This is a genomic window from Limosilactobacillus vaginalis (assembly GCF_025311515.1).
In the GTDB taxonomy this organism is placed as follows: Bacteria; Bacillota; Bacilli; order Lactobacillales; family Lactobacillaceae; genus Limosilactobacillus; species Limosilactobacillus vaginalis.
In genome coordinates this window covers 226,917-241,509 of the sequence record NZ_CP104399.1, presented here as the reverse complement: position 1 = coordinate 241,509, position 14,593 = coordinate 226,917, and the positions used below count along the sequence as shown (strand labels likewise).

Below are 14,593 nucleotides of genomic sequence, written 5' to 3'. Positions count from 1 at the left end.
AGCCGATTATTCAACGCCCATTCCTGGGACAAGTGAATCTGGAACAGTTACTACTTCAACGTTACCATCCTTTTCTGCGGATAATAACATTCCTTGACTAACTTCTCCACGCATCTTCCGTGGCTTCAAGTTAGCAACAATCAAAGCTTTCTTTCCTACAAGAACAGATGGATCTGGGTACCATTGAGCAATTCCAGAAAGGATTTGACGGCCTTCTTCAGTACCATCATCCATGTGGAACTTAAGGAGCTTATCTGCACCTTCAACGTGATCTGCTGAAGTAATTTGGGCAACCTTTAATTCGACCTTGTCAAAAACATCAATCCGAATTTGCTTCTTGCCAGTAGTTTCTTCTTCGTTCATTGTCTTTTGCGCTTCTTTCTTTGCTTGTTCCATTGCTTTACGACCTTTTTGCTTTTGGTTTGCACTCATTTGGCTCTTGATGAACTTAACTTCTTCCTTAACATCAAGCCGTGGGAAGATTGGTGTTCCCTTAGCCACTACTTGTGCAGTTTCTGGGAAGTCATCAAATTGTAAGTCAGTCAGATCAAGGTTAGTTCCTTGAATTCCTAATTGTTCAACAATTTCTTTTGGTGCGTGAGTCATTACTGGTTGAATCAAAGCAGCAATAACACGTAAACTCTTGGCCAAGTGAGTCATTACGTCAGACAATTCAGCCTTTTTACTGTCGTCCTTTGCCAATACCCATGGTTCGGTTTCATCAATGTACTTATTAGCACGAGCAACTAGCTTCCAAACGGCAGAAAGAGCATCGGCAAAGTGAACCTTATCCATTTCTTCCTTGAATTCAGCAATTGCTTCGTCTGCAGTCTTTTCCAAGTCAGCATCGTATTCAGTTGTTGCATCATTCTTCGCAACTAACTTGCCATCTTGGTACTTGTTAATCATCGCAACGGTCCGGTTCAACAAGTTACCCAAGTCGTTAGCAAGATCGTAGTTAACCTTGTCCACAAAGTCTTCTGGACTGAAGACCCCATCATTACCAAATGGCATTGCCTTCAAGAGGTAGTAACGAGTAGCATCAAGGCCATAACGGTCAACCAAGGTTTCAGGGTAAATAACATTTCCCTTAGACTTGGACATCTTACCATCCTTCATGGTTAACCAGCCGTGACCGATAACATGCTTTGGAAGTGGCAAACCTAATGCGTGAAGCATAATTGGCCAGTAAATCGTGTGGAAACGAACAATTTCCTTACCAACCATGTGAACATCAGCTGGCCAGTACTTCTTGAAGAGACTATCATCATCGCTACCATAACCAAGGGCAGTAATATAGTTGGAAAGAGCATCGATCCAAACGTATACAACGTGCTTAGGATCGTTTGGTACCTTAACTCCCCAGTTAAAGGAAGTCCGGGTAACAGCTAAGTCTTCCAGACCAGGCTTCAAGAAGTTATTAACCATTTCATTAACCCGTGTATGTGGTTCGATGAAATCAGGGTGTTCCTTGTAGTAGTTCATCAACCAGTCAGCGTACTTACTCATCTTAAAGAAGTATGATTCTTCTTCAACTAGTTGAACTTCATGGCCAGATGGCGCCTTACCACCAATAACCTTACCATTATCGTCACGATAAACTTCGGCTAATTGACTTTCGGTGAAGTACTCTTCGTCATCAACTGAGTACCAGCCCTTGTACTTGCCCTTGTAGATGTCACCTTGATCAATAAACTTTTGGAAGATCTTTTGAACTGCCTTTTCGTGGTAATCATCAGTAGTCCGGATAAACTTATCATTGGTGATTTCCATTGTCTTCCAAAGTTTCTTGATACCAGCAGCCATCTTATCAACGTATTCTTGTGGTTGCATGCCAAGTTTTTCAGCTTTTTGTTCAATCTTTAAACCGTGTTCATCGGTTCCTGTTAGATAAAAAACATCATAGCCTGTAAGACGCTTGTAACGTGCTTCAGCGTCACAGGCAACGGTTGTATATGTATTACCAATATGTAACTTACCAGATGGATAGTAAATTGGTGTCGTGATGTAATAAGTTGGTTTTTGTTCAGCCATATGAGGCCCCTCTTTCTTATTAATTCCTAATTTTTAATTAATCTTTAGTATAGCATTATCCGCAAACTACTCCAACCTCAAAAGAGATCTAATTGCTGGGGATCCCGTGGCGCGAGTCCTGTAAAATGAACCCCCATTAGTTTTTGCAGTTGTAAAGCATTTGGTGCAGCATCCCCGCCAGAATTATTATTAAAAACAACGCAGAGTTCTTTAGGCTGCACTTCAAGTTGGGCAATTTTCTCCTTTAATTCAGCTAATTCTTCCTTAGTGTACCGATACAAAGTTCGGGTCTTCCGCCACTCCTTACCGGCATTATCCCATCCCTTGCGATTACGACCATGCAGCCGTATTAAGGCTAAGTCAGGATTAGTCGTTGTCAGCAAAAACGGTACCGAAGTCACTGTGTCATGTGGCTCATCAGCAGCAACTAAGGTAAATTTAAGGTCCTGACAATACGACATCAATGAATCAACTACTCCTGGGCGATACCAGGTATTATTTCGCAATTCAATAGCGATGGGAAGATCCCCCATCCAGTCTCGTACCAGTTTTAAGTACTCGATATCCTTTACCTCTGCATCAAAATACGGTGGAAACTGAAATAAAACTGTTTTAAGCTGCCCTGCTGCAATCAATGGTGCAATCGTTCGCCGATACTTTTGAAATAATAAGGCCAACTCGCCCTTTTCTTGATTACGTTGGTGGAGGGTCATCCCCTGGTGTGCTTTGATTATAAACTGAAATTCACTCGGCACTTGAGCAAGCCAATGTTGGATTGTTGACATTTGTGGTAAGGCATAGAAGAACGTATCAACCTCTACAGTTGGCAAGTGCTGTGCATATTCATTTAACGTTACGGGACGTTGTTCATTATTGATTAACGCTGGGTGTTCAGTCCAGGTCGTTAACCCCATTGTTACCTTCATTAGTTTCTTCCTCCCGCGGTTTCTTAGCAAATTCTTATTTTTACAAAAATAAATCTATACTCATATATTCTGCCTTCTCAGGACCGTCTTAATAGCTTTTATGCACGATCAGCCCTCTTTTCACGCAGAATATGCAAAAAGTCGTATTATTCAAATGAGACGGTCTCTTAGAGTTGTTCCATTTTGAGATTATTCATGATATCTTGATGGTGGAAACGATAGGTGTCCAAAATATGAAAGGAGCGATCAAAATGTCATTAACTACAAAGACTATCCGTAATGTTTTTTCACTAAAGAAGAGTGGCAACGAAAAACGTCACCAGGGAATGCCATTTAAGGTCGCTGGCAAAGTGATCTACTTCGATTAATTATTGATATTTTATAAAAAGAAGCTGCTAGTTGCGATAAGTTTTAGATGCTTTCCGCACGGCAGCTTCTTTTTTGTTTAGTTTACTTTTAATTCATCAAAGAACTTGCTTGCGTCAGTTTGAATCATCTCAAAATCACATGGCAAGTTTAATGCTTCTTGGTTAACTGCCAAGACTTTTACTGCTGGGTTCCGGTAATCAAGCAAACCAGCAAATGGGTAAACCTTCATTGAAGTCCCAACGATTACAATCAAGTCAGCTTGCTGCATCGCTTGAACAGAATTAATAATATTCTCTTGGTTAATTCCCTCATCGTATAAAACAATGTCCGGGCGGAGAGACCCACCATCTTTTTGATGAATCCGACTCTTCAGATAATCTTCAACCGGTACCGTTTCATGACACTTTTCACAGTAAACATTAAAGAGGTTACCATGAAAGTCAATCAAGTGTTTGGTCCCTGCTTCCTCATACAGATTATCGATGTTTTGTGTAATTACAACTGCCCGATCCTGTTGAGTCAAAGCAGACTGCTTCCGGTGAATAACATTTGGTTTAGCGTCGGGGAAGTACAGGTTATCTTTACAAAACTTGTAAAACCCCTCAGGATCACTCTCAAAATAACGGTGACTCAAATAATATTCCGCGTTCCGGTCCTTCGTGTACAAACCATTAGCGGACCGAAAATCTGGAATACCTGAAGCAGTTGAAACTCCAGCACCCGTCAAAAACACAATCCGTTGGGCATCATCAAATAATTGTTGTACTGCTTGTTCCATTAAATTACTTCCTTATGATGTATGGAATATGATTCTGTTCCAAGAATTCCTTTACTGGTTGATCGTAAATCTTCTTAAATTCTTCAGGTGAATGTTTAGCAGTGGTAAATGAATTTTGACCGATATTCCGCCGCAAGCCAACATAAGCTGGTTTACCAGTCTTCCGGTCTTTCATCCCAGAATTAAAGATCTCAAAGACTTGACGAACTTCAAGCCGCAGTTGACGTTCACTCAATACTGGTGAAAGGGTTGTAAACCGGTCATTGTTCAAGGCTGGTAATCCCCAAGCTTCCATCTGTTGATCATACAAATTGAAAATCTTTGTAATAGAACGCCACATGTCGAAAGCATTTTTGATCGGCTTTTTGGTGATTTCAGCGTAAATCTTCTTAGCAGCTGCTAATGCATTCGGATACTTTTCTTGAAGTTGATCTTCATATTTTGGTAAATGATCACCGAAGAAAACTAGGGCATCCAGTAGTGTAATTAACCGTAAAGCCCGTTCGTCATCGTCTTTACTTTCAGGGGTCAAAGTATGATTAATCCCCTTAAGGTATTCTTCTTCAATTTGATCATTAATCAAGTCATGCTTCCGTTGTTCAGCGACAACTACCCGGTGAATTGCAATATTGTAAAGATCCGTTGCCATGATCATCATTTGCTCATCGAGTTCCTTATCACCTAATGAAAGTTGGAAGAAGATTTGCGGGAAACCACGTAAGAGCATTAATAAATGAAGCAATTCATGGGATGCCGTGTAGTTTGGTTCAGTCAAATCAGTTACCAAGATGATCAAAGCACCCGGAATTGTTTGTTGGGTAGCTTGATCATGCCGTACATATCCTGACTTTTCTCCTTTAAATTGAACGAACACTGACCCTTCTGGATACAGCTTGTTCACCTCATCAAGGAGCTCCTTATTAGCTTCATTTAACTTAATCTCTTGCTCTTCACTCATTTGTAGACTCCTTTCGCATCGTTGCTAAGATTTCTTTAGCAACGTTCTGATCAACATGTTGCTGTTGTCCCAATTTCTTTACTAGTTGATCAATTTCGTTTTGTTGGGCACCGACACTAATTGCCAGCGAACGGTACTGTAGTTTCATATGGCCGGCTTGAATACCGGTGGTTGCTAATGCACGTATAGCAGCAAGGTTTTGTGCTAACCCCAAACTAGTGATCACGGCAGCTAACTCTTGGGCTGTTTTGATGCTACTTAATTGATAATTCAGCTTGGTTAATTTTTTTAAACCAATCGAACCACCAACAACGCCAACTGGCATTGGCAGTGTCAGTTGCCCCTCAAGGTGATCATCGACAATCTGCCACGTGCTCAATCCACGGTACTGGCCATCCCGACTTGCATAGGCATTCGCACCACTTTCAATTGCGCGCCAATCGTTACCGCTAGCAATCAAGGCAGCATCGATCCCGTTCATAATCCCTTTATTATGGGTAGCTGCACGGTATGGATCCACCTGTGCTAACTCACTTAGATCCGCAATCCGCTGGGCAACAACTTCACCACTCATTTGCTTAGTCGCAAGTTGGGCAAAATTAACCTGGCAACTTACTGTCTGCAAACTCTCCGTTGCGTAATTGCTCAAGATCGCAGTAACAACATTATTGCCGTTTTCACTTAAATAATGGGCAACTGCTTCGGCCATCGTATTAACTGTGTTGGCTCCCATTGCCTGACAAACATCAATCAATAGATCAACACTGATAAACCGACCTACTTGCCGAATCCGGAGCTGTTTGGCACCGCCACCCCGCTTTTGCATTGATGGGTGTGCGTCATTTGCAATTTTAAGCAAATCATTTTGGTGATCTTTCAACCATTCAATTGTTCTTTGCGGATCTTTTATTTGATCCAAAACTACTTGTCCAACTAAAGCTCGTGGTTGGTGATCAGCGATAAAACCACCAGATCGGGCCACTCGCTGAGCTCCATTATTTGCTGCCGCAATTACTGATGGTTCTTCAACCACCATTGGTAAGGTGTATGTCTTACCATTCACTAGCAAACCCGTAACGACGCCTTCAGGTAAGGAATAGTCCGTAATGTAGTTTTCAACTAAATCATTGCCTAACGCACTGGAATTTTTTTCGAGAAGTTCCTGATCTGCAATGTTCAAATGATACTGTTCGCCAAGAATTTGCCGCCGTTGTGCTGGCGTAAGCTTATAAAAGCCATGTGACCATTGCTCATTACTCATGATTTTTCTTCCTTTGGTTAACGTACTCAGTAATGATTCCTTCCCGAACACCACTTTCAGAAAAGATCACGCGCCCATCGCTATTCCGTTGTAGGAGGGATACCAATGGCAACATTCCACCGATAATGATATCGGCTCGTTCAGGTTCCAATCCAGGCATCCGCTTTCGTTGTGCAAGGTTCTTGCTAAGTAGTTCTCGATATGTCGCGAAGACTACCCGAGACGATAACTGATAGCCATGGATCGAATTAGAATTGTGTCGCCGACCATGATGGTGATATGCCCGTGTCATTCGAGCTAAAGTCCGGTTAGCACCACCTAAGAGAACAATTGGCACTCGCGTAGCATACCGTAACCATGGAATCTTCGTTAGCCTTTCATTCATTGAAACTTGCGCGCGGAAAAGATCAGCCGAGCGTACATAACCACCAAGGTGAAACTGCTCAGATAAATTAACTGCACCCACCGGGAGTGAAATTAGATCCCGAGCCCGTCGTTGTTGAACTAAAATCAATTCACAGCTTGCTCCACCAACATCCAAAATCAAACAGTGGTTGAGCTTGAGTGTCCGGATAACACCCAAATAATCGTAATATGCTTCCTTCTTCCCCGAAAGGACTTGCAGATGAATCCCAACTTCCTTTTCAACCCGATCAAGAAATTCTTGCCGATTCCGTGCCTGCCGAACAGCAGCAGTTGAAATTGCTCGTACCTGAATATTTGGTACTGTTGAATAAATTTTTTTGAACCGTTTCAATGCGGCAATTGTTCGATCCATCGCATTTTTCTGAAGCATTTTCTCTCGACCCATTCCTTCAGAAAGACGAGTATTTTCCTTCACCCGTTTAATTTCACGGAACCGACCATCTGGAGCAATTTCAGTAATCGCCATCCGAGTCGAATTAGAGCCGAGATCAACAATCGCGAGGTTTTCTTCCACCATTTTCACCTCCGATAATCTTGTATTTTGTTTAGAAAAAAAGCGAAATTTAATATCCTCTTAATGATACCATGTTCTCTGTTCTCATGTTGGTGAAAAGTTTGATTGTGCAAAAGAAAACAACCTCTAACAGATCTGTTGAGTTGATCCGTTAGAGGTTGTTTTGATGATATTTTGTTTTTAAAGTTCTAGGCAACTAAGGCGAAATGTGCTCGCCAGGAGCTTGCTAGAGCTAGTTTTCTACTGCATCACAGTCGAAACGTGCTCGCCCTAAGTTCCCTCGAGATAACGACCTCCAGGAGATGGCGCAAGACACCATCCTCTTACTGCAGCCGAGTCAAAATGTGCTCGCCAGGAGCTTGTCCTACTGCAACACAGTTGAAACGTACTCAGCCTAACCTTCCTCGAGCTAACGACCTCCACCTCCGACGACGAGACGTCGTTCGGTGGAGAAATCGTTAGCCACCGGAAGGTTTTAACGGCTTCGCACTCTAGTCAAAGTAATTAATTCCAATTGCATCGCGGACTTGTTTGAGGGTGCGGTTGGCGACTTCATTGGCGTGAGCGGAACCTTCTTGGAGAATTTGGCCCACGTAATCAAGGTTCTTAGCGTACTCTTCACGACGCTTACGAATTGGTTCAAGTTCTGCTTCAAGGACATCGTTTAAGTAACGCTTGATCTTAACGTCACCAAGACCACCAGCTTGGTATTGTTCCTTCAATTCAGCAACCTTTTCCTTATCTGGATCAAAGATGTCAAGGTAAGTGAAGACAGTGTTTCCTTCAATGTGACCAGGGTCGCTGACCTTAATATGAGTTGGGTCAGTGTACATGGACATTACCTTCTTTTGAACAGTATCTGCATCATCAGAAAGGTAAATAGCGTTACCGAGGGACTTACTCATTTTGGCATTACCATCAAGTCCTGGAATCCGTCCTTCACCCTTTGGAGGGAAGACGCCTTGAGGTTCAACCAAGATATCTTCGTTGTAAATCCGGTTGAATGAACGGACGATTTCCCGTGTTTGTTCCAACATTGGTTCTTGGTCATCCCCAACTGGAACAGTATCAGCCTTAAATGCTGTAATATCAGCAGCTTGACTAACTGGGTAAATAAAGAAACCAGCAGGAACACTTTCACCAAACTTCTTCTGCTTAATTTCTGTTTTAACAGTTGGGTTCCGGTGTAACCGAGCGATTGTTACCAAGTTAAGGTAGTGCATTGTTAATTCACTTAAAGCTGGAATTTGTGATTGAACAAAGATTGTTGACTTCTTTGGATCAATCCCAACTGCCAAGTAATCAAGTGCAACTTGGTGTAAACTCTTCCGAATCTTTTCAGGATCCCGAGCGTTATCGGTCAATGCTTGTTGATCAGCAATCATAATGAATGTGTTGTAGTCGCCAGTATTTTGTAAACGAACCCGGTTCTTCAATGAACCAACATAGTGTCCAATGTGGAGCTTACCAGTTGGTCGATCACCAGTTAAAATCGTGTGTTGCTTTTCTTTAGCCATGATAATTCCTCCTTAAATTAAAAACGCCCTACTAGTCTTTAAACTAATAGGACGCATCATTTGCGCGGTACCACCTAATTTGCAGCGAAATGCTACCACTCTTAATTATTAAAGTTGTTATCCAATTCGTGCTTTGAGGACCTTCTCACCAACCGTCCTTCGCTAAACTCACACTACTTATTTGCCTCCTATTTTAAGCGATCTCATCAGGAAAAATCAAGATTCACCCAAATGATCTTGTATAATGAAGGTATAACTTAAGATCTGGGAGTGAGAATTGTGAAGTCCAAGCGTAACAAGACAATTGATTTCAGTCTAGACGATGCTCCGGCAGAAGTCCTTGATGCAATCATTCAATTTGATAAGGAAAAATCAATTTCAGCAGAGCACATTACCGATAAAATTATCAATGGTGATTCTTTTCAAGTAATGAAGCAATTACCGGCTAATTCAATTGATCTCGCCCTCGTTGATCCGCCCTACAATCTCAATAAAAAGTACGACGGGATGACTTTCAAGCAGATGAAGCCTGAAAAATATCAAGCTTATACCGAAAAATGGATTAACGAATTAAAGCCCTTATTAAAGCCTAATGCTAGTGTCTACGTTTTTGCGGACTGGGAAACAAGTATCGCACTAGCTCCCGTTCTCGGAAAGTACTTCACAATTAAAAACCGAATTACTTGGCAACGAGAAAAAGGTCGTGGTGCGCTTACCAACTGGAAAAATAGCTCTGAAGACATTTGGTTCCTCACAAACGATTCTCACAACTACACGTTCAATGTCGACCAAGTAAAGCAACGGCGCCAAGTAGTTGCCCCGTATAAAGAAAACGGTCATGCAAAAGATTGGCAAGCCACAAATACTGGTAATTTTCGCGATACCATGCCTAGCAATCTCTGGGACGATATCTCAATCCCTTACTGGTCAATGCCGGAAAATACAAATCACCCAACCCAAAAGCCTGAAAAATTAATGGCTAAGGTGATCCTTGCCAGTTCCAATCCCGGCGATACAATTCTTGATCCTTTTGCTGGTGCTGGTTCTAGCCTTGTTACCGCTAAAAAACTTAATCGCCATTTTATTGGGATCGAGCAAAGTCTCCTATATTGTGCTTGGGGACAATACCGCATCTCTAAAGCTACTGAAGATCCTCACATCCAAGGATATACTGACGGTGTCTTCTGGCCGCGAAATACTTTGGCTTTGCAGAAGAAGTATTTGAATGATAAGAAATAGCTAATCTAATTAAGGAAGGTTAATAACGATGTTAATTAATGATTCTACCCCTCGCCTTGATCATTTTAGGATGACCGCTGAATTTCAACCTCAGCAATCAACATATATGATTTGGCCAGAGCGACAAGATAATTGGCATAATGGTGGTAAACCTGCTCAAAAGGCTTTTACTGAACTAGCAAAAATTATCAGTAAATTTCAGCCCGTAACAATGCTTGTTAATGAAGATCAATATTTAAATGCTAAAGAAAAACTTTCTGGGTTTGCTCGCGTTGTGGAAATGAGTAGCAATGATGCTTGGGCAAAAGACGTTCTTCCCGTTTATGTAAATCGTGATCATGAGGTTCGTGCAGTCGATTTTGAATTTAATGCTTGGGGTGGTCTTATCGATGGTCTCTACTTTCCTTGGGACTATGATGATCAATTAGGAGAGAAGGTAGCTGATTTAGAGAGGATCGACTACTACTCAGAAAAAACCATTCTTGAAGGTTGTTCAATCATTACTGACGGTGAGGGAACAATCATCACTACTGAAGATGTCTTACTTGCCGAGGATCGCAATCAAAATGCCAGCAAGGAATCTATGGAAACAGTTTTAAGAGAATACTTAGGCGCTAAAAAAATTATTTGGTTAAAGCACGGTTACTTCTTGGATGAAACGGGCGGCGATATTGATAATATGGTTAATTTCGTTAAACCCGGTGAAGTTGTCTTGACCTGGACTGATGATTCATCCGATCCTCTTTACGGTGCTTGCCACGAAGCCCTGCAAATTTTAGAAAAATCGACTGATGTTTATAATCGCCACTTTAAAATCCACAAGTTACCAATTCCAGCAATCCAAACATTAACGAAAGAAGAGTCAGAGGGAATTGACTTAGTTAAAGGATTAATGCCTCGTGCTATTGGCCAGCGTTTAACAGCCTCTTACGTTAATTACATCACTATTAATAATGCAATTATCTATCCACTTTTCAATGATCCGCAAGATCAAAAAACACAAAAAATCCTTGAGAAGCTTTTTCCAGATCGTAAAATCATTGGTTTCCCTGTTCGTGAAATTTTAATTGGTGGTGGTGGCCTCCATACAATTGTAAATAGTATTCCTAAGCCTTAGCGAGGTAATAATATGGACTTTTTTGATATTGTTGAACCGCATCTAAAAGAACTAACTGAAAATGAACACCATCTTTTTGAATTTGTCGTTCAAAACATGGAAAAGATCAATGGTTGTAGTATTCGTGAAGTTGCTTCAATGGCCTTTGTTTCAACCGCTACTTTTCTTAGATTTGTAAGGAAAATTGGTTTTTCTGGTTTTAGTGAATTTACAACAGTAATTAAATTCACCTTGATGAATAAGCAAGAAGAATCTAGCAACCCATTTACTGTTTCTCAAGCTGATTACCGAAATGAGTATACTAAGAACATCGAAGAAACAATTAGGGTCCTAAAGCCTGAACAATTGGAAAGAATCGCTGATAAGCTTGCTGAGCATCCTCATATTTTTCTTTTTTCAAAGGATACTACTAAACATTTAACTGAATATGTTAAGTACCTTTATTCAATGTCGGGCTTTAATGTCAGTTTCCCTCAAGATAAGGATTATCGTCGCCTTGCAGAAAAAGAAATTAATGATAATTCTCTTGTCTTTATCATGAGTTTCAATGGTGAAAATGAAGAATTTATTCGCCTAATCAATAATTTAATGAGGAAAGGAATTTCACCCCTAATTGTTTCAATTACTGGTGCTGATAACAATACTATTCAAAATCTTAGCGATCTTAACTTTTACCTATTTACTGATGAGATTACAGTTAATGATACAGATATTGGTTCGCGAATATCAGTAATCGCAATCATGGAGTTAATCCTCTACCAATATATTGAGAACTATGGTGGAAGAGATTTCAATTTTGAGCCTAGAAAATAAAAAAGTCTACCGATTTATTTCGGTAGGCTTTTTAGCAAGCTTTAGGATTATAAATAGCTACTATCAAATTTATTAAAATAAGTGGAAATGGACAAAGAGAGTGATGTTCGTTTCAGACTGTCAAATCAACACTTTACTTTTTAGGTACTTGTTGAGTAATGCAGTGAATGTTACCACCACCGAGAAGAATTTCACGTGCAGGTACACCGACAATCTTACGATCTGGGTAGCATGCTTGTAATGTTTCACGAGCCTTTTCGTCATTTGGATCATCAAACATTGGGAATACAATTCCACCATTTGCTGTGTAGTAGTTAACATATGATGCAGCTAAACGGTCGCCTTCTTGACGTGGAAGTGTGCCATCAACAGCGTCAACACCTTCTGATTCTTCCTTGGTAATCTTAACTGGCTTTGGAACATAAAGCTTTGTAACCTTAATCTTCCGGCCCTTAGCATCTGTAGAGTTCTCTAAGATTTCTAAGTTTTCACGAGAAATTTCATATTGTGGGTCACTCTTATCGTCTGTCCAAGCCAATACAACATGACCTGGTTCAACGAAGTTACAGATATTATCAACGTGACCGTTAGTTTCATCAAGGTAAATTCCCTTATGAAGCCAAATAATCTTGTCTAGGTTCAAGTATTCCTTAAGAACTTCTTCAATTTGTTCCTTAGAAAGTTGTGGGTTCCGTCCTTCAGAAAGCAAACATTCTTCAGTAGTAACTAATGTACCTTCACCATCAACATGGATTGAACCACCTTCAAGGGTAAAGTCATCAAGACGATAACGATCAACGCCTTCAAGTTCTGCCATCTTAGCGGCAACACGATCGTCTTTGTCCCATGGGAAGTAAAGACCATCAACTAAGCCACCCCAGGCATTAAAGTGCCAGTCAACTGCGCGCATGTCACCTTTATCATTTTTAACAAAGGTTGCACCACAATCACGAACCCATGAATCATTATTAGATATTTCAATTACTTCAACATTATCAGGAAGCATTGTCAAAGCGTTCTCATATTGATCATCATTAACTCCAACAGTAACATGTTCAAATTGAGAAATTGCTTTTGCTACTTCGACAAATGTCTTTTGGGCTGGTTTTCCACCATTACGCCAATTATCGGGACGTTGTGGCCACAAAATGTATACACCCTTGTGTGGTTCAAATTCTCCTGGCATGCGGAAACCATCTTTTTTAGGACTGCTTTTTAATGTTTTCATAATTCATTATCCTTTCTATTAGTTATTTTTCCTTTTTGTGCAACATGAACCATAATTTCACCAACAATCAGTGCAATGATTGTCCCAATCAAAACTGGCATCTTACTACTAAAGTCACTCTTGCTGGTTGGTAAAATTGTTAGAAGAACGCTTAAGATAATTAGAATTTCTGGAATCCAAGTAAAGAGATTAATCATGACTTTACCACCAGGAACCTTAAATGGACGCTCATGATCTGGATCGATTTTACGTAACTTCCAGAATGCTGGGAACATTAATGCATAGGATAAGATCAATGTAACAACGTTCAATGAGAAGAATGCCCAGAAAATATCTTGATTTGGAATGAATGGCGCTGCAACACAAAGAATTGATGCAATAATTCCATTAACTATTCCAGCACCAATTGGCATCCCATTTTTGTCTTCTTTACCAAAGATCGCTGGTAAATCATGATTCTTTGCAGCATACTCAGCAACATAATTGATCCCAAGTGCCCAAGAAATCATTTCCGAAACTAAGATAAACATGAACATTATTCCGACGAGGACAATAAACCAGTTCATCTTACCCATTAATACCAAGAATGTATCAAGTAATCCACTAGAAGCTGAAAGCTTTGATGTTGGAATAGCTACCCCAACTGCAAACGCAGCTAATAGGTAGAAGATTGCGATCATAATTCCACCGTAAATAGTTGCTTTAGGAATTTGATGCTTTGGATCATCCATATTATCAGCCATCGTTGCTACAACTTCGAATCCTAAGAAGTTAAAGATAATTACAGACAAATTACTCAAACTACCTAAGTTAGCTTTAGGTAAAAGATTTGTCCCACTGTAGTTATTAGCCACTCCTTTTGTTGCTGCAACATAGATTCCTAGTCCAGCCATCGAAACAATAATGATAATCTTAAAAATTGCGGAGATATTAGTCAGCCATTTACTTTCAGATACGGGTTTATTACCTATTAAAGTTACTACCCAAACAAATATTAGCTGAATAATAATTGTTACCCACGTTCCTAAATGGAGCTGGAAAGCTTGACTAGCAACTCCTGTAAATAGAACTGCTAGGCTTGCCATCCATAACGGATAATTTACCCAATAAAGGTAAGCTAGTCGTCCACCCCAGCGATCACCGAATGCTTGTTTAACCCAGTCATAGATGCCTCCTTCACCAGCATAGGCAGTTCCTAACTCAGATGAAACTAACCCATATGGCAAGAAGAAAAAGATTAGTAAGAAGATCCACCAGAAGAATTGTGATGGACCAATGGCGGCAGCAGGTGCAACTGACTCGACCGTCATAATAACAACCACGGACATCAAGACGGCGTCAAACAAACGGAATTTTTTCTTTGGTTTAGCATCCATTTGTATCACCTGTCTCTTTCCATTTATTCTTAATCAA

12 protein-coding genes are annotated in these 14,593 nt (G+C 40.5%); 3 read left to right on the top strand and 9 right to left on the bottom strand.

Annotated features, from left to right (window positions below; all coding sequences use genetic code 11):
* Positions 1–6: 6 nt before the first annotated feature.
* The 7 genes from metG to trpS all read right to left on the bottom strand — a co-directional run bounded on the left by metG (position 7) and on the right by trpS (position 8,783).
* On the bottom strand, positions 7–2,034 hold the full coding sequence (gene metG, locus N4627_RS01030; RefSeq protein ID WP_260964839.1) for a methionine--tRNA ligase: 2,028 nt from the start codon (positions 2,032–2,034) through the stop codon (positions 7–9).
* A gap of 77 nt (positions 2,035–2,111) precedes the next feature.
* Positions 2,112–2,960: a DUF72 domain-containing protein gene (locus N4627_RS01025; protein WP_260964838.1), complete on the bottom strand. Its 849-nt coding sequence runs from the start codon at positions 2,958–2,960 to the stop codon at positions 2,112–2,114.
* Positions 2,961–3,405: 445 nt separating this feature from the next.
* Positions 3,406–4,107, bottom strand: a complete 702-nt coding sequence (locus N4627_RS01020) for an NAD-dependent protein deacylase (RefSeq protein WP_260964837.1) — start codon at positions 4,105–4,107, stop codon at positions 3,406–3,408.
* A gap of 4 nt (positions 4,108–4,111) precedes the next feature.
* The gene (locus tag N4627_RS01015) at positions 4,112–5,065 is read right to left on the bottom strand and encodes an IpaB/EvcA family protein (protein WP_260964836.1); all 954 of its coding nucleotides are present in this window, start codon (positions 5,063–5,065) and stop codon (positions 4,112–4,114) included.
* Positions 5,058–6,326, bottom strand: coding sequence for a hydroxymethylglutaryl-CoA reductase, degradative (locus N4627_RS01010; RefSeq protein WP_260964835.1), 1,269 nt, complete (start codon positions 6,324–6,326; stop codon positions 5,058–5,060). The genes N4627_RS01015 and N4627_RS01010 overlap by 8 nt, the downstream gene beginning before the upstream one ends.
* A complete protein-coding gene (locus tag N4627_RS01005) occupies positions 6,319–7,269 on the bottom strand; it encodes a Ppx/GppA family phosphatase (RefSeq protein WP_260964834.1) in 951 nt (316 codons plus the stop codon). Before N4627_RS01005 ends, N4627_RS01010 begins: the two co-directional genes overlap by 8 nt.
* A 488-nt stretch (positions 7,270–7,757) precedes the next feature.
* A complete protein-coding gene (trpS, locus tag N4627_RS01000) occupies positions 7,758–8,783 on the bottom strand; it encodes a tryptophan--tRNA ligase (RefSeq protein WP_260964833.1) in 1,026 nt (341 codons plus the stop codon).
* A 279-nt stretch (positions 8,784–9,062) separates the two neighbouring features.
* Between trpS and N4627_RS00995 the strand changes: the two genes are divergently transcribed.
* The 3 genes from N4627_RS00995 to N4627_RS00985 are packed head-to-tail and all read left to right on the top strand — an operon-like array spanning position 9,063 to position 11,952.
* Positions 9,063–10,022: a DNA-methyltransferase gene (locus N4627_RS00995; protein WP_260964832.1), complete on the top strand. Its 960-nt coding sequence runs from the start codon at positions 9,063–9,065 to the stop codon at positions 10,020–10,022.
* A 28-nt stretch (positions 10,023–10,050) separates the two neighbouring features.
* On the top strand, positions 10,051–11,139 hold the full coding sequence (gene aguA, locus N4627_RS00990) for an agmatine deiminase (RefSeq protein WP_260964831.1): 1,089 nt from the start codon (positions 10,051–10,053) through the stop codon (positions 11,137–11,139).
* Between the two features lie 12 nt (positions 11,140–11,151).
* The gene (locus N4627_RS00985; protein ID WP_260964830.1) at positions 11,152–11,952 is read left to right on the top strand and encodes a MurR/RpiR family transcriptional regulator; all 801 of its coding nucleotides are present in this window, start codon (positions 11,152–11,154) and stop codon (positions 11,950–11,952) included.
* 133 nt (positions 11,953–12,085) lie between these two features.
* Here N4627_RS00985 and aguA (N4627_RS00980) read toward each other — a convergent pair whose 3' ends face one another.
* Entirely contained in the window at positions 12,086–13,180 is a 1,095-nt protein-coding gene (aguA, locus tag N4627_RS00980) for an agmatine deiminase (protein ID WP_260964829.1), read from the bottom strand.
* The gene (locus N4627_RS00975) at positions 13,177–14,556 is read right to left on the bottom strand and encodes an APC family permease (protein WP_260964828.1); all 1,380 of its coding nucleotides are present in this window, start codon (positions 14,554–14,556) and stop codon (positions 13,177–13,179) included. The genes aguA (N4627_RS00980) and N4627_RS00975 overlap by 4 nt, the downstream gene beginning before the upstream one ends.
* Positions 14,557–14,593 lie beyond the last annotated feature (37 nt).